The sequence below is a fragment of the Nocardia grenadensis genome, from assembly GCF_050942415.1.
Taxonomy (GTDB): domain Bacteria; phylum Actinomycetota; class Actinomycetes; order Mycobacteriales; family Mycobacteriaceae; genus Nocardia; species Nocardia grenadensis.
The window spans coordinates 4,953,730-4,969,784 of record NZ_CP192054.1; the positions used below are offsets into that span (position 1 = coordinate 4,953,730).

Sequence of the window (16,055 nt, forward strand, 5' to 3'; positions counted from 1 at the left end):
ACCGCCGCGGTCTCTGCTCCGTCGAGATCAACTCGGAAGAGTCGCGAATTGCTCCGCACAGCGCGGGCATACCGGCAGCTGGTCGGGATCGCGCATCGGAACAAAAACGACCCCGCACATCGCCCGGATTGCTGTACCGTTCACGCTGGCCTCGGCGATATGGGCCGAATGCGTGTAGTGCCCCACCGCGGCGTCGATGCACCAGCCTTGTCGATCGAGGTGGCCGACCTCGCAGATAACCCAGGCGTGGTTCCGATATCGATCCCAATCCTGTACGGGTGGTGCGACGGAAATCAGAACACGCTCCATCGCGAGCCAACCCCACCTGCTCGCCTCGTGCGCCGACTCCAGTTCGAAGGTGAGCGTGAATTCCTCACGCGGAGTTCCGTCGTCGGGAATATTGTCGAACTCGATCTCGACCCGTCCGATCCTGGAGGGTTGTCTGGACGGGGTCTGAGGGAGTTCGACTACCACTGTCCGTGTCGACCGAATCCCGCGCAATGCCGCGGCAATACGATTCTGGATATCGAGGTGCCACCTCGTGAGTGCCCAGGCGGCAGTCTCTCGCTTCAGCAGGGTGAAGTCCTGTGAAGTGGGCAGCAAGGACGACCCTCGATCCGGCCTTGCGACCTGCCGCTCGAGGAGTTTGTAGAAGTCGTCGTCATCCTGGTGGTCGCCCTTGGCCAGTCCGGCGGTCACCACCCAGCGGACGCCGGTTGCGGGATCGGTCCAGATACCTGCTCGCCATTGGGCATTACGGAGTTCTTGGAGTCGCAGATCACCCGAACAACCGATCAGACGGGGCGCCGGATCCTGCCGGGGATCGGGGCCGTACATCGCTGCAGCTTTCCGCAGTAGCGGGTGCGGTAGCTCGCCGAGAGGCTGGATCGTGTCCCATCGGCCGTCGGCGATCGCACGCGCGTAATGAGGGTCTTCCCAGTTGGCGTGCAGGTCTTCGGCCAGCAATCGGACGGTGGGTCGCGCTCGCCGGTTGTGTTCCATCACGCCATTTTGCACAGCTGCGGGGCACCGCGTAAACCCAGTGCCCCGCAACCTTTGTGCGTTCTACAGTTCATCCATCAGTTCTTCGAGCGCGGCATTGTTGTCCTGGTCCATACGTGCAAAACGTTCGGCGAGCTCGTGGCGGTCACGATCGCGAGCAGCCGCGAAATCGAAGACGTCCTTCACGTAGAGGCGGCGGTCGCGGCCGACGTTGTGATAGGGCAGGACTCCTTTGTCGAGCAGCTTGTAGAGGTGGGTGCGACTCATGCCGAGCCGCGTCGCCGCGTCGGCGGGCGTGCAGGTTGCAGTGTCACCGAACACTGCGACGTTCACCCCATCGCCCGACGCGACACTGTCGGTAACCATACGAAGCGCTTCTCGCAGTTCAGAGGGACCGAGGGTATCGATCAACGATTGCAGGGCGGCCAGCTGTTCAGCCGGGGCACCCGTCGCGCTAACCTCGCGTATCCCGGCAGCCACGGCGACCTCCTCATCCTTCAGTTCGGCCTGATCTGATGTCACAGACGATACAGATGTCACAAATGACACTACGCGGCTCGGAGTACAGCGTCAACGCAAAATGATCAGCAACAACCCTGCCGCGGTGAACTCGAACACCGGCACTCGCCGACATCCAGGAGCGATGGCGATGAACCTGAACCGTCCGGAGCCGGCCCAGGGGCTGCTGTACGGCCGCGCCGTCCACACCGACATCCAGCACAGCCACCGCCGCGGCGCCATCGGATGCACCGCACCCGTCCTCACTCATCCGCGCACCGGCCGCTGGGCCTTCCTCATCCGCGCCGACCTCCCCGACGACACCGCCCTGTTCGCCGAGATGTTCCGCCACGACATCTGCCCCACCCGCCCCTGCGCCACTATCGTCGTCCTCCCCTCCCCGCCGATATCGACGAACACTTCCGCCGCTGGATACACCTGCCCCGCAACCCGTTCCGCCCCTCCGGCCACACCGTCCGCGCCCGCACCGCCTGCACCGGCTGGCTGCCCCCCACCCCCCCACCCACGGACCACGCCCATGACCTCGCCCCGCCCCGCCCCGCCCCGAGGAGCCCGACCTCCACCTCAGCATCCACCTCCACGACCTCCGCCTCGACTACGCCGCCTCCCACACCGCAGCCCACCACTTCCTCCACGAATAGCGCACCCACCACCATCCCGACGCCGCCACCATCTGCGTTCGGAGGGTCGGCATATCGAGGACCTCCACGACATCCATGGTCCAGCAAGGATTGCCGTCGACCGGACCCGCCTGGTCACGCAAGGGCAACGCACCCTGGATCAGATGACTGAAGCAGATGCGCGCGATTGGCGTGAGATAATGAAGTCGCGTCCAGACCGAATCCGTGGCTCCGGACGTGGATTCAGGAGGTCCACGATGGTTTCCTCACCAGTCGACGCTCTCGGCCCCCACGCTCCCGGCATCCGTTCCCTGCTCGTCGAAGTCGTGCGGTCCAGGCACGATCGGTTTGCCGAGGGGCACCAGATCTCAGGGTCGCGGTACACGCTCGGATTCAGTACTCAGTGGCGAGACCTGTTGGAGGACTTCCACGAAGCGGCGACGAAGATCGGCTTCCAGTCGTACAAGCTGACTCCGGGGGGTCACAAGATCCCGGTTGTCAACGGCTGCCTGGTTTACGTCTGGCGCGTCCCGGACAACCCGAATGCGGTGAGCAAGTTCGCCGCGAGTCCGACACGCAAGGCCGGCTTCGCCGCCGAGCCGCCTCCACCGATGCTGTTCGAGCCCCGTTTCGCTGACGCGGTCGAATCGGCTGAGGACAGTCCCGCGACGAGCGAGACCGAGGCCATATACGAGACCGTTCACGATACGATGCCGGTCGTACTCGTCATGGTCTGGTCGACTCCCCGTCACTTGCAGTCGATCGAGTGGGCAGTCGCCGTGCTGGACGACGCTGATAACGTCCAGCTGAGCGGCCAGGAGTGCATCTGGGAACCGGAGCTCGTCAGTGCCGATGTGGCATCCGACGTCGAATCGTTCGATAGCGGCACTCCGGTCAGCCCCGTCGTCGAACCGCGCGAACAGGAGGAAACGGATCCGAATGGGTGACGACACCCCGAGCCTGTTCGCCCCGGCCGGCTCAGGGCAGATGCACGGCCGCTTCGAGCCCGCGCGGCTGACCCAGGCCCGTGTCTTCCGCTCGATAACCAAGTCGGACTTGGCCGGCCAGGTAGGCGTGTCGGCCGCCGCGATCGGCCAGTACGAGGCCGGAGTCAACGCGCCCCGTCCCGACGTGCTCGAACTCCTGGCGAAGGTTCTGGAGGTTCGTCCGAGCTTTTTCTCTATCGGACGCCCTCTGGTCCGCATCGACGCCGTGAACGCGCACTTCCGAAGCTTGCGGTCGGCGCGCGTGAGCGACCGCCAGAAAGCACTGGCCACGGCGACGCTCGTGTGGGAACTGACGTTCGCGTTGGAGCGGCACGTCAAGCTCCCCGCAGCGGACCTTCCCGCGGTCCGGCCCGGCACTGCACCGGCGGAGGCCGCTGAGCTCCTTCGCCGACACTGGAGTCTGCCAGATGGCCCGGTCAAGCACTTGGTTGCTACGGCCGAGTCCCGCGGCATCGTCGTGGCGGTGCGCCCACTCGGTGAGATCGACGCGGTGGACGCCTTCTCGGTCCTGCTCGTGGACCGGCCCATCATCGTGACAACGCCACGGCGGACCGAGAACGTGTTCAAGCATCGGTTCTCGATCGCGCATGAAATCGGCCATCTCCTGCTGCACCCCGGCCCCGGTGAGCACGGCGCGACCATCGAGAAGGAGGCCGACGAGTTCGCCGCTGCGTTCCTCACCCCGGCGGCCTCGATGGATGCTGTCCTCCCGCAGCGCCTCGACTTGGCTGCCCTCGATCGGCTGGGCAGGACGTGGGGTGTCTCGCCGCATTCACTGGTTCGCAGGATGGTCGAGCGCGGGCGCACCACCGAGTCGTCGGCCCGGCGGGCCTACCAGCGCCTCACAATGGTCAACGACCCGCATGCCGACCCATCGAGCGCGTACCCGGGAGAGGTACCGACGCTTCTGAAGAAGGCCGCGGAGCTCGCAGGAAACCACGGCGCTGGTATCCCCGCCCTCGCCGAAGCTCTCAGGATCAGCCCGGGCCAAGTCCGCGACCTACTCGGCGAGGCCGATCAGCGGCCAGTCCTGCGCCTCGTCGGTAGCGAATAGCGGTCGGCCCGGATGCCTTCGGATAGCGGGAAACCGAAGGTATCGAAGTGCCCGTCCGGACTGGGAATCCCTGACCACAGCCAAGTCCAGCCCGCACTCGAGCGCCGGGCACAGGCCGGGGAACCCTGAGCTTCGGAGTCCGCTTCGGGTCAGCGTACGAATGGCTTACCGTACTCCCGCGCGACGACCAACCGGCCGATTTCCTGCAATCTCGGGTAGCGTCGACCGCCAATCGGGCTAATCGAGCAGTATCACTGCGCATGCCACCGACGCGGGTACGAAGACCTTCCACACAAGCTACCAAAGGGGCTCTTTACCTGCAGTTATAGTCGGCTGCCGGGGTGATTTGGTCCAGATTTCACAAACAGGTCTAGTGCAAATACTGACAACTGACATTACGACTGAGTTGATGCGTTGCTATAGAGTCGGCGGCATCGAATCCGAGACCCCACCCAGTGAGGCGTTATGTCCGTAGAACCAGATCCGGCGACCAACTTCCCGGCAACGTCGGCGCCGACCGGAGGGTCTGACGCGTCGCACAGCGATACCGAGCCCTGTCCCCGATGCCGGACCGCCACATGTCTCGCGCATGTCCGGATCACCGATAAACCCGATACCTGGATCGACGTCGTAGACCGCTTCTTCACGAGGTTCAGCAGCGAGCACTGGGGATGGAAGAAAACCCTACAGCTGTTGGCCCTCATCAGCGGTCTGCTCTGGATGGCGGTGATCGCGCACAATTTCCTGTCCTGGCCCTTCCGGTAACCGCACCGGAGTCGACGCCCACCGGCTTCCCCGAACAACCGCCGAGCACGAGGACTCATGACAACGCCGACCTGGAACTTCACCACAATCCACCTGCGACTTTCCGACATTGCCGAGAAGATCGGCGTAAGTACCGCGACCTGCAGTAACTGGCGCAGGCGCCATCCGGACTTTCCCACCCCTGATGAATCCGGCAATCACGCGTCCGACGCCGTCATTGACTGGCTCGGCAAACGGCCGATACCCGCGGCCTACCGCACTCCCGCGGAACTCCACGGCGCAACCTACGGTGACCGGTTGCAACGTGCGCTCGGCGAAGGCGTTCCCACGCGAACCTGCCGCGATGCCGGGGACGGGCAAGCGAATCAAGCCGCGCGCCAGTTCCTTTGCACCGGGCTGCCCAGGCGTTTCCGGGATGCCGGTATAAGCGATATCGACTACCTCGATGCCGGTCTACTGCTCGTGTTCACCTGGATCTGCTCCGAACAGCATTGGCAGCGCCTCACCGACGAAATCCAGCCACACGCGAGCGCGGATCGTCCGACCGTGCTGCTGGGCGTCGTCGCGGAAGCCGTTGATGCCGCACTGCGTTTGCACGGACTGCCGGTCGGGGCCACGGAAGTCTTCGGCAGATTGCGGAAAGCCCGGACATCCGACGTTATCGCCCTGATCGACAACGCAAGCCGAGCCGGGCAGCCCGGATTCGACAGGCTGCTCGATCAACTCCCGAAGGCTCAACCCGCCACCAGCCACGACTACCGCACGCCTGCGGAAGTCGCGAGACTCATGGCAAGGTGCGTTACGCCGCCCGGGAACTCGGTGAACACCGTCCTCGACCCCTACACACGCCTGGGCGAACTACCGTTGGCAGTTCTGGGGCGAAAAGGGGCAACGCCGGTACAGTTGCGGGCGATCGGCCGCCGAACCGATGCCGCACGCCGTGCCGGCCTGAACCTCGCTGTGCACGGCTGTGTTTCCGATATACAAGTCGAGGACAAACAGCCCTGGCAGTATCGCCTCCGCGGACCTTACGACGCCGTCGTGGTCAACCCGCCGTTCAACGAGACCTTTCTGGACAGCTCAGGCACCACTTGGCCGTTCGCAACTCCTCCACACAGCGGAAATCTCGCTTGGGTTCACACAGCGGTCAAGGTCCTCGCCGCGAAAGGAAGAGCGGCAGTCCTGCTGCCTGCGGCGGCAGGCGGCACCAACAATCGGTACGAGCGCGAGAACAGGAAGGAGATGCTCGAACAAGGCGCCGTTCACGCCGTCATCCGGCTTCCGGCGCAGATCTTCCCGGCCTCCTCGGTAGACGCCGCTATCTGGGTGCTGCGTCCCCCGTCGAAAACGCCACGCCCAGTTGTCTTCGCCGACGTTCGTTCGATGCTGCAGGCCACTCCCGGCACTCTGCCGCGGCTGGCCGACACGGCACAGATCGCCGAACTCGTCAATACCCCAGAAAGGTTGAAGGAAGGCGTTGCGGCTGTCGTCGAACACGGCGGACGTGCGATCTCGGTTCCCATCGAGACGATCCGTGAAGCCAAGCACTCACTGGTTCCCGATGACTACCTGCAGTCGGCACCCACAGATGCTGACGCCCGCTGGCAGACGATCGGCCGGTACACCAACGCGATGGCGCGGGCGATCGAGGCGATCGACTCCTCGACCAGCGCACCCTTTCACCCGCCTATTTCTCGTACTCTGTCCAGTCCACGAGCGCTGGATGTGTCACCGGTCGCGGACAAACGGTTCCGAGCGCGGCTTTCCGACCTCTGCGAAATCAAGGCCGGCCCCTCCAATACCTATGGCATCAAATACGAACCGGATTCAGTATTTCAGGTGTTGAAAGCCAAGCATATCCATTCCCGCCGACTAGAAGTCCCCGAGAACGACGACAGTCGGATATCCCCGGAGATGGCGAATCGGCTCGCCGATTTCGAGGTACACGAGAACGACATCCTCTTCGTCCGCGTGGGTCAGGTCGGCGCTGCGGCGCTCGTGACAGACATGCACCACCGGTCTTACTTCGCCACCAACGTAATCCGACTGCGGATCAAGAATCACGATGCACTGGCCCCGGAGTACCTCTTGGAATGGCTCCTATCCGACGATATTCGGCTGCGCATCCGGTCCCGGGCCGCGGTCAACTCCGTTCCGTCGATCAGCACCGGCGACCTCGGCCGCTTCGAGATCGAATATCCACCAACCGAACAGCAGCGAGCCATCGCCACAGTGTTGCAAGAATGCGACCATCGAGCACAGGCGTACCAAGATGCAGCGACACAATGCGCGGCCTACCGAACCGCGGTGGCCGCTGGGCTTCTCTCCGGCGCAGCCAAAGTCGACCGCCGGAGTACATTCGAACAGTTATACTTGTTCGAATAGATGCGGGCTGTCGCCGGAGCGACGCGAGCATGCGCGAACGACATGAGTATGACCGATGAAGGGTTCGCGGCCAGAATGAACGAACTCGACTTCAAGCCTGCGCAGAGCTGATGAAGATTTCGAAATCCCAGCTGGAGCGCTGGGACCTCACAGCCATGAACTACTGGGCCGACGCTCTGAACAACATCAACGAGCAGGCGATGCAGGCCATCGACAGCACCCGCAACTATTTCACCGACGCCGGAACCCATTGGCAGGGAGCCGCCTACAACGCAGCGTACGAGCGCATATCCGAAGACCACGACCAATCCCGTCGCGTCTACTACGAAATCTCCGACGTGCCTGGGATCATCAAGAACGCGGCAACCGACCCGACTTCTCTTCGCGGCGTACTCCGCGGCAAGGTCGACGACGCAGTAGAAGCGGGTCTCCGCATCGACGACGACTGGACCGTGCACGGAATTGACGAGACACAGGTCAAGACCCATCAGGATGCGATCCGGGTCGCATACGATGCGCTGGTCCAGGAGGTCTCCCGGCTTCAGATCGACATCCTGCACCAGGCGGGTCTGATACGCGCGGCAGGTGACCCGCTCGGATCAGGAAACTTCATCGACGAGCAATCGACCAACAATCGGCGACAAACACTCGCCAAGCTGTTCCACGACGACCTCCTCGCTCGGTTCAACGTCCCCGTCGACCCTGATGGCATGACGACCTGGCCGAAACCACCACTCAGCTGGCCATTCGGTAGCCAGAAGATGACAGCCGAGGAAGCGCGTCTACTGGACGATCTCGGGCTCCTGGGTGCTCGCGATGCCTACGGCATCTACAAGACCGCGATTCACGAGTCGGAGAACGTGTTCGACCGCGCGGGAATCACCGATGGACACTCGGACGCGTTCCGGCACGCCTACTGGAACGCGATGCCGGCCAACCGGTTCGGACCGGAGTTCGCACAGGAGTACACCAACGCCCACGAGGGAGTGGACACCAATGCGGCGTCCGCCGAAGCGATGGACCTGCACAACAATGCGGTGGGGCGCAGAATCGCCGCCGAACATCCCGACGCAAGCCCCGAAGAATTGGCCACATACGTATCAAAGAAGCTGTTCTCCGTGGAGACCGAACCCATGTGTCGTCACACGCCCAAAGACATCTATCTCCCCCACGGCGCCGACCTCACCGGCACCCGGCCGAATATCAACGAGGCCGAAATGATCCGGTGGGTTCCGCTCGACGAAGCGGATGATCGACCGCGGCGAGATCGTCGGCGCCACGACCGTAGCCGGTGTGTATCGGGCGCTGCCGGAGGACCGCGGGTCGGTGGCCGGGCGCACGCCCGAATCGGCGGACCTTCGTTCACCGATTGGCTCGACGCCACCTGCCCCGTCAAGGGCTGACCCCGCGGCCCCGTCCGATCAGCAGCCCTTCGGAGCCCGCCAGGCGTCCTGGGCGTAGGTGGTCGAGCCGACCATGGCGCCGATCACGCCGCCGATGATCCCGAGCGGGATGGCCCCAACAATGGCGAGGGGCAGCCCTGCGATCGCGCCGCTCCCGGTCCCGAGCAGGGCGCCCAGGCCGGCCCGGAGTTCGATGGAGTCGCCGGGCGCCATGCACGCCGCGATGGGCGCCACCGCCCCGGACCCCGCTGCATCGGGTGCTTGCACCGGCGCGACCGGCGCGGGCGCCGGGGCGGGCTCGGCCGCCGCGACGCCCACTGAACCGACAATGAGTTGCGCGGCAATGACGCTGCCGAGCACGGTGCGGGTCGATTTCTTCAACATATGCGCGCAGATTCCTGATCAGTCGACGACGAGTGTGTGACCTGAGTAGTCAGATCCGCGACCATAATGTCGTATCGGCCGGTGTAATGCTCGCTTTCGGGTATCGGTCGGAGCAAGCCACAAACCGTGCTCGCCGATGATCCGGCCTTCCTCGCCTGCCCCTCCTGCGCAGGTAGACCCGCTTTCCGTCCTCCCCCATATCGTCGGCTCGAAGGAGTTGCCGTCCGACTCTCGAATCGACCGCCGCCACCGCGTAGCGTCGGGTCGAGTCTGCCAGAATGCCCTTGACCTGACCGGGGTAGAGGCTCATCCGCCAGAAATCCGGCGGTAGCGATTTATGGCAGATAGTGACCCACTATCTGCCGGAGACTGTAACTCGCCCTGGCGTGATGACGGTTCCGCGATAGGGTGGATCAGTCTTCGTCGAAAACGAGGATCGTGACGACGATCCCGCTGCCTACACCGATCACCACCGCGTCGAACACGTGCCGTGTCACGGGGTTCCACCCGCCGGCGCCGTCGGTGTTACTCCACCAGCGGCTTCCATGCCCGAGGAGGCGGACCAGCGAACCGAACACCTCAGCTGCCTTGGCCTGGTCATAGCGTCCGGGCGAGCCGTAGGCGAGCGTGGTCGAGGCAAGGCCGATCAGCCGGTGCACAGCACCGTCCACATCGATCTCGGTGAGGCGGTCAGCCAGTTCCGCAGAGGATTCCGGAACGTCTACCGGCACCTTGGGGTACCAGCGCTCGAGAACACCGAGGCCTTCGATCAGGTCGAACACCTCACGGGGCATCCGCGCCGGCTCGCCGAGATTCGCCCACGCGTGCATCTCCCCATTGCCGAGCGGTCCGTTCAAGCCGGACAGCAAAGCGCGGATGCGGTCAAGGCGATCGCCGACCGGCAGCATGTCGGAAGTCACGCCGCCCAGCTTCGCACGGCTGGTGTCACCGCGACGCCTGGTCCGCGACGAGGTGCCTACCGCCGGATTTCCGGCGGGCGCGCTCCTACCCCCTGCTCCCTCCGGTTCGGTCAGCGGTTCTACACCGGCAGAGATCACCCCGGGGAGGAGTCATCCACGCGCGGGGCAGGTTCGGCAAACATGGGTAGCACAGCGTAAGCCGAGGAAGGAATGGACACGCGCAAAGGCGTACTCGCGCAAATTATCACCGAGCCTGCGTCCAGGAAACCCTCGCCGATCCGCCGTCCATGTCTGCCCATCCCAGTATGGTGGGTGCTGCCGAAACGGTCGTCGAGGGCCCGATGGTTGCCACTCGACGAGGCGGTAGACATGATCGCCCGCGGAGAGACCATCTGCGCGGCTTCCATTGTCGATGTGTACTGGGCACTCACACCGATCTGGCTAGTCGTCGGGAAAGGCACGGCGGTTTCGCTTGGTGATGCCGCGTCGTTTCTTCGCGGCGATGCGACGTTCCTTCGCGCCGCGCGAGGGCTTGGTGGCGCGGCGAACGGGTGGCGGAGGGGCAGCGGCGTCGCGCAGTAACGCGGCCAGGCGTTCGCGGGCGGCTGCGCGGTTCTGCAGTTGTGCGCGGTGCTCCGAAGCGGCGATCGTGAGCACCCCGTCGACCAGGCGGGTCGCCAGGCGGTCGAGCATCCGGGTACGCAGCGACTCCGGCACGGAGGGCGAGTTGGCGAGGTCGAATAACAGCTCGACCCGGCTGTCGGTGGTGTTGACGTGCTGCCCGCCCGGGCCGGACGAGCGTGAGAACCGCTCGCGTAACTCGGCGGCGGGTATCACCAGCGTCCGAGTCACGGTCAGGTCTTCTGCCATGATCCGATGCCGTCTTTCCGATTCGCGAGGCCACTATCCCGAGTGGCTGAATGGTGACTCTCTCGTTCACGATAGTGACGACCTTGGGTACGGGTAACAGGCAGCACGCGGTCGTCGCGTTCTCACCGATGTCGCCGACGCCGGACTCGCACGCCTCGCGAAGCCTCGCCTCGCGGGCCTGACCGAAGGGCGAGCGGACAGTACGGTGTCCCCCTCGAGTACTACCGGGAAGTCTCCCGGGGAGTGATGCGACGCGGCTCGGCTCGTTCGTAGTCTCGCCGTACTGCACAACGGCGAGAGGACTTTCGATGGCCATCCCCACCGAGCGGAAACCGCCGATGCAGCGGTTCCGGGTGCCGGTTCTGCTCGTCGGGACGGTCGTGTTGCTGATCGCCGCCCGGGGGCTGGACGCGCTCGTTTCGGGTGTGCCTGTGCTGCGTTTCTCCCTCGGGATCGGCGCGGCCGCCGGAGCGATCTTCGCCTACACGTGGCTGTCCCGCCGCGTCGAGAACCGGCCGGCGGTCACCGAGCTGGCCGCCGCGGGGCGGTGGCGCGGGCTCGGGCACGGCGTACTCGTCGGTGCCGGGGCTTTCCTCGCGACGATGCTGCTCGCGGTCATGTTCACCGACGCCGACATCACCGGTGGGTCGTTCGGGGCCTGCCTGGGCGTTGCCGGCGCGATGGCCTCGGTGGCGGTCACCGAGGAGCTGCTGTTCCGTGGCGTGGTGCACCGCATCCTGGAGGAACGGACCGGCAGCATCGTCGCGATCGCGGTCTCGTCACTGATCTTCGGTCTGACACACTCGGTCAACAGCAACGCCACGCTATGGGGCGCCCTGGTCATCGCGGTCGAAGGCGGTGCGCTGCTGGCCATTGCCTACACCGCCATGCGGTCGCTGTGGCTGCCGATCGGCCTGCATTTCGCCTGGAACTTCACCGAGTCCGGTGTGTTCGGCACTGCGGTATCCGGCGCCGACGGCGAACCCGGCCTGCTGCGCACCGTCCTTTCCGGACCGGAGGTACTCACCGGTGCGACGTTCGGTCCGGAAGCGAGCCTCTTCGCGCTGCTGTGCTGCCTCGTCCCGGCGGTGTGGCTCCTCCGCAGGGCGAAGCTCGTCACCCTGCGCTGACCAGTTCACCTCCGGACCTCCAGGAGCGGGCATAGCTGCGCGGATACGATGGCGATTTCCGGATGTCGACGCTCGAGGAACACGCTTTTCCGGCAGCCCGGTAAGCCCCGCATTTCGATCGGACTTCCGTAGGCGAAACGTCCGGGAACGACCTGGGCGAGGCGCTCGTCGCTCTCGAGAGACATGCGAAGCGCAAAGAAAGTAGGATTCGGCGGCCCTCTATTCCTGCTTCAGGATGAAAGCGGGAATAACAACGTCGCGTGTCACACGCCCTTCAGAACACGCTCGAGTGCCGCTCGGCCTACCGGCCCCCAGTGCGGTTTTCCGCCCGGAAGGCCCCGATCTCCGTTCTGCCCCATGAGCATCAGGAACAAACTCTTCATGGCCGCCAATCCGCGGGCCCGCCGGATCGCCGCCTCGTCCGCGAGCGCGTAGCTGTCGAAGAACCGTGTGGCCATGTCCGCGGGCAGCAGGACCCAGGCGGCGGCGAGGTCCCACGCCGGGTCACCGGCGAACAGGTCACCGAAGTCGACTATGCCCGAGAGCGTTCCGTCCGAGACGACGACGTTCGCGGGATGGAGGTCGCCGTGCACCCACACCGGCGGGCCCTCCCACACGCCGGCGGCGACGGCATCGTCCCAGACCGCCCGGACGTCGGCGGCGCGGTCGGCAGGGGCGACGGCTCGGCAGAAGGCTTCGAAGCCATCTGCGCAGTCCCTGGGATGGGCGCCGCGGTCGGTGGCGATCGGCGCCTCGGCGGGTGCGGGAACGTGCAGCGCCCGGAGGAAAGCTGCCAGCGTATCGGCCGCATGGGCGCCGCGGCTGATCGTGGCGTGGTCGAGCGGCTCGCCGGGAACCCACGTCATCACGGTCCAGTGCTTGGGGAAACGCTCGGACGGTTCACCGAATCGCACCGGGGTCGGCACCGGCAGCGGCAGGCGCGGGGCCAGCGCGGGTAGCCACCGCCGCTCCTTCAGCTGCACGTCCGGGGTGGGGTCCATGCGCTGCATACGTACGGCCAACTCGTCCCCGAGACGCCACATCTGGTTGCCCCAGCCACCCGCCACCTCGCGGATGGTCAGGCCCGCGAGTTCGGGATGCTGCTCCCGCAGCAGGTCGCGGACCAGGTCTGCGGTGATCTCCAGTTCGGTGCCGGTCATACGAAGTCACTGTACCGAGGCGGCATACAGTGTGAGTGTGGGCCGGACCGGCGGACAGGAGTCCTCACGCGGGGGCGCCGAGCGGCGGGTGCTCGAGCACGCGGGGCTTGTACTCGACCAGCTGGATGCGGCCATCGAAGGTACGGTGCTCGGTCATGTCGAGAGCGACGTCCGGATAGCCGTCGTAGATGCGTTCCTCGCCCGTCGCCCCGGTGATCACCGGGAACATCACCACCCGGAAGCGGTCGACGAGCCCGGCTCGCAGCAGGGACCGGCTCAGGCCAGGGCTGCCGATCGTGCTGAGGAGCCCCGAGCCACTCGACTTCATGGCGCGGACCGCCTCGACGGCGTCGTCGCGGACCAGCGTGGAGTTGGCCCACGTCAGCGGCTCCTCCAGGGAGGAGGAGAACACCACCTTGGACGCTTGCGTGAGTTCATCGACCGACGCCTCTTCTTCGGGCCTGAACTCCTCTTGGCCCTCCGGGACCTCGCCGGCGGCGAAGCCCGACATCACACGGTAGGTGTTCGCTCCCATCAGGTAGGTGACCTCGGGCTGCTCGCCGAGCCACGCGAGATACTCCGGGCCCTCCAGGCCCCAGAAACCGGGCCATCCTTGTCCTGATGCGTAGCCGTCGAGCGAGGTGATGAAGTCGACGAGAAGCTCAGGCATGACGGTGTCCTTTCCTAGGGTGTCACGAGCTTCGACCGGCCGGAAGTCGCAAACTCATCGGCCGCGCTGTCGGGTAACGAGAACACCTGCGCTCACGAGCGAGCTGCACTACGGCGGCCTGGCTTTCTCACGTCGATCAACCGAACCGGAAGAGGGGAACAGGCGTGGGGCGCCGGTCTCGTCCTCGACGAGCTGGACGCACTCGGCGCACGACTCAAGAAGAGTTCCGAACATATTGAGTTCTTTGGCCTATCCGCGGTGTGCAAGCCGCCCATCCGCTTGTCACTGATGTCGAAGCCGCGCATCCGGTCAGCCGGCCCGAGGAGCGCCTCGATCCCAGCGTCATGCGCCACCCGAGGGAAGAGAGCCACCGACCGGCCGGTTACATGCGGTATGCCGAAACCCTTCACCGAAGCCGAACGTCATGAATTCCTCGCGGGCAAGCACATTGCGGTGCTGTCGGTCGCGGCGACCGACGGACGGCCGCCCGCCTCGGTCCCGATCTGGTACGACTACGTCCCGGGCGGTGATATCAGGGTCAACACCGGCGCGAACCGGCGCAAGGCCAGGCTCATCCAGGAAGCCGGTGTGGTGACCTTGGTCGTCCAGCGCGAAGAGTTGCCGTATCAGTACGTCATCGTGGAGGGCACCGTCGTCGATGCCGAGACCCCGTCGCCTCATGCGGCACGGGAAGCCATCGCCGTCCGCTATCTCGGTCCAGAAGGCGGACGCGAGTTCGCCGATCAGATGGACGGCGCGCAGTCCGTCCTGTTCACGATTCGCCCCGACCGCTGGATCAGCCAGGACTACTCGAGCGACTTCTGACCAGGACTGGTGCCGCGGAGTCACCGCATGGGGCGCCGATGCGGCGGCGATCGTCGGCGGCCACGAGTTGAGCATATCGCTCGGCGAGGGATCACCACTGGCACGCTCCGCAGAAAAATCAGTTGATCCCGTTGAGGCGGGTCCGCGGCTTGCCTATTCGAATGGGAGCGAGGCCGCCGGAGGACTACGTCCCGGTCACGACAAGGGCGCGTTTCTAGACCGGTTGAAGTGGCCTGTGTAGTCCGGTGGGCAGTTCGACGATGATGTCGTCTCCGGGCAGGACTCGGCCCCCGGTCAGGACGATCGACATGATCCCGGCTCTGCGGATCACCGCCCCCTGCTCGTCGCGCCCGACAACGCGCTCGAGCACACCCTGTCGGAAGTGGTCGATCTGGACGCACGGGTTACGCAGACCTGTCACCTCGACCACCGCTTCGGCACCGAGCCGCAGGAGCGTGCCGGTGGGCAGACCAAGCAGATCCACACCACGCGTGGTGACGTTCTCGCCGAGTTGTCCCGGCCGCACATCGAATCCGGCCGCACGGAGGTCGTCGAACAGTTCGGAGTGGATGAGGTGGACCTGTCGCAGGTTCGGTGCGCTCGGATCACGCGCCACCCGGGACCGGTGTTTGACCGTGACGCCCTGATGGGCATCACCCTCCACGCCCTGCCCGGCGACGAGACCGATGCTCGCGACGGTGGGTTTGGTGAAGGTGTGCTCCCGACTGCGGCCGACGGCCGTCACGATTGCTCTCACTCGCCGCGAGTGTACTCGCGTCACCGGCCCGCGGCCCGGATACATTCGATACCGCCCGCGTGCATCGAGGCAGCCTCGGCCACCCGCGTCAGTGACCCGTCCGCTGCAACTCGACCACGGGGATGACCCGGTCGGTCTTGCGCTGATACTCACCGAATTGGGGCTGCACGGCGACTTGTTTGGCGTAGATCTCATCGCGTTCGGCCCGGGGCAGCACCCGAGCGGCGACCGGGAACGTCTCCGCGCCGAACTCGACGGTGGTGTCCGGGTTGGCCACCAGGTTGTGGTACCAGGCCGGGTGCTTCGGGCTGCCACCCAGGCTCGCGAAGACGAAGATCCGGTCATCCTCCACGTAGGGGACCAGCGGCGCGATGCGTTCGACGCCCGATTTCGCGCCTCTGTGATGCACGAGGATCAGCGGAAAGCCTTCGAACATACCGCCGACGGTGCCGCCTTTCTCCCGGAATTCAGTGATGACCTGGGTGTTCATCTCGATGATGTCGTCCGCGTCTGCCATGGGTCGACCATATGCGGTACCGGGTGAATTGATCGATAGCAGAATCGGCCAGAAACATATCCGTTTG

General features: G+C 65.2%; 16 protein-coding genes. 7 read left to right on the plus strand and 9 right to left on the minus strand.

The features are described 5' to 3' along the window. Window positions 1-27 precede the first annotated feature (27 nt). Both ACQPYS_RS22700 and ACQPYS_RS22705 read right to left on the minus strand, forming a co-directional pair. Window positions 28-1,002 (minus strand): DUF3039 domain-containing protein, encoded by a 975-nt coding sequence (locus ACQPYS_RS22700; RefSeq protein WP_433490759.1) that lies wholly within the window; start codon window positions 1,000-1,002, stop codon window positions 28-30. Between the two features lie 63 nt (window positions 1,003-1,065). Next, complete coding sequence (locus tag ACQPYS_RS22705) at window positions 1,066-1,524, minus strand: helix-turn-helix domain-containing protein (protein WP_218020809.1); 459 nt, start codon at window positions 1,522-1,524, stop codon at window positions 1,066-1,068. A gap of 781 nt (window positions 1,525-2,305) precedes the next feature. On the opposite strand from ACQPYS_RS22705, the gene ACQPYS_RS22710 reads away from it, so the two are divergent. From ACQPYS_RS22710 to ACQPYS_RS22730, 5 genes are all read left to right on the plus strand, one after another. Then, window positions 2,306-3,088, plus strand: a complete 783-nt coding sequence (locus ACQPYS_RS22710) for a hypothetical protein (RefSeq protein WP_433490760.1) — start codon at window positions 2,306-2,308, stop codon at window positions 3,086-3,088. Continuing rightward, window positions 3,081-4,202 carry an XRE family transcriptional regulator gene (locus ACQPYS_RS22715; protein ID WP_433490761.1) on the plus strand — a complete coding sequence of 374 codons (1,122 nt, stop codon included), beginning with the start codon at window positions 3,081-3,083 and terminating at the stop codon, window positions 4,200-4,202. The genes ACQPYS_RS22710 and ACQPYS_RS22715 overlap by 8 nt, the downstream gene beginning before the upstream one ends. A 465-nt stretch (window positions 4,203-4,667) precedes the next feature. Further along, window positions 4,668-4,967, plus strand: coding sequence for a hypothetical protein (locus ACQPYS_RS22720; protein ID WP_433490762.1), 300 nt, complete (start codon window positions 4,668-4,670; stop codon window positions 4,965-4,967). Between the two features lie 57 nt (window positions 4,968-5,024). Further along, complete coding sequence (locus tag ACQPYS_RS22725) at window positions 5,025-7,352, plus strand: N-6 DNA methylase (protein ID WP_433490763.1); 2,328 nt, start codon at window positions 5,025-5,027, stop codon at window positions 7,350-7,352. 110 nt (window positions 7,353-7,462) lie between these two features. After that, complete coding sequence (locus tag ACQPYS_RS22730; protein WP_433490764.1) at window positions 7,463-8,755, plus strand: DUF6973 domain-containing protein; 1,293 nt, start codon at window positions 7,463-7,465, stop codon at window positions 8,753-8,755. A gap of 18 nt (window positions 8,756-8,773) precedes the next feature. On the opposite strand, the gene ACQPYS_RS22735 is transcribed toward ACQPYS_RS22730, so the two are convergent. From ACQPYS_RS22735 to arfB, 3 genes are all read right to left on the minus strand, one after another. Further along, the gene (locus tag ACQPYS_RS22735) at window positions 8,774-9,139 is read right to left on the minus strand and encodes a hypothetical protein (protein WP_396901548.1); all 366 of its coding nucleotides are present in this window, start codon (window positions 9,137-9,139) and stop codon (window positions 8,774-8,776) included. A 413-nt stretch (window positions 9,140-9,552) separates the two neighbouring features. Next, window positions 9,553-10,059 (minus strand): hypothetical protein, encoded by a 507-nt coding sequence (locus ACQPYS_RS22740; protein ID WP_433490765.1) that lies wholly within the window; start codon window positions 10,057-10,059, stop codon window positions 9,553-9,555. A 441-nt stretch (window positions 10,060-10,500) separates the two neighbouring features. Further along, complete coding sequence (gene arfB / locus ACQPYS_RS22745; protein ID WP_396901550.1) at window positions 10,501-10,929, minus strand: alternative ribosome rescue aminoacyl-tRNA hydrolase ArfB; 429 nt, start codon at window positions 10,927-10,929, stop codon at window positions 10,501-10,503. Between the two features lie 308 nt (window positions 10,930-11,237). On the opposite strand from arfB, the gene ACQPYS_RS22750 reads away from it, so the two are divergent. Beyond that, window positions 11,238-12,059, plus strand: coding sequence for a lysostaphin resistance A-like protein (locus tag ACQPYS_RS22750; RefSeq protein WP_396901551.1), 822 nt, complete (start codon window positions 11,238-11,240; stop codon window positions 12,057-12,059). 263 nt (window positions 12,060-12,322) lie between these two features. Here the strand turns inward: ACQPYS_RS22750 and ACQPYS_RS22755 are convergent, their stop codons facing one another. Next, window positions 12,323-13,219, minus strand: a complete 897-nt coding sequence (locus ACQPYS_RS22755; protein ID WP_433490766.1) for an aminoglycoside phosphotransferase family protein — start codon at window positions 13,217-13,219, stop codon at window positions 12,323-12,325. A 64-nt stretch (window positions 13,220-13,283) separates the two neighbouring features. Beyond that, the gene (locus ACQPYS_RS22760) at window positions 13,284-13,889 is read right to left on the minus strand and encodes a dihydrofolate reductase family protein (protein WP_433490767.1); all 606 of its coding nucleotides are present in this window, start codon (window positions 13,887-13,889) and stop codon (window positions 13,284-13,286) included. Window positions 13,890-14,282: 393 nt separating this feature from the next. On the opposite strand from ACQPYS_RS22760, the gene ACQPYS_RS22765 reads away from it, so the two are divergent. Further along, entirely contained in the window at window positions 14,283-14,714 is a 432-nt protein-coding gene (locus ACQPYS_RS22765; protein WP_433490768.1) for a pyridoxamine 5'-phosphate oxidase family protein, read from the plus strand. Window positions 14,715-14,928: 214 nt separating this feature from the next. Here the strand turns inward: ACQPYS_RS22765 and ACQPYS_RS22770 are convergent, their stop codons facing one another. Together ACQPYS_RS22770 and ACQPYS_RS22775 are read right to left on the minus strand one after the other, a co-directional pair. After that, window positions 14,929-15,471 (minus strand): MOSC domain-containing protein, encoded by a 543-nt coding sequence (locus ACQPYS_RS22770; RefSeq protein ID WP_433490769.1) that lies wholly within the window; start codon window positions 15,469-15,471, stop codon window positions 14,929-14,931. Between the two features lie 88 nt (window positions 15,472-15,559). Next, a complete protein-coding gene (locus ACQPYS_RS22775) occupies window positions 15,560-15,988 on the minus strand; it encodes a nitroreductase family deazaflavin-dependent oxidoreductase (RefSeq protein WP_433490770.1) in 429 nt (142 codons plus the stop codon). Window positions 15,989-16,055: the final 67 nt, after the last annotated feature.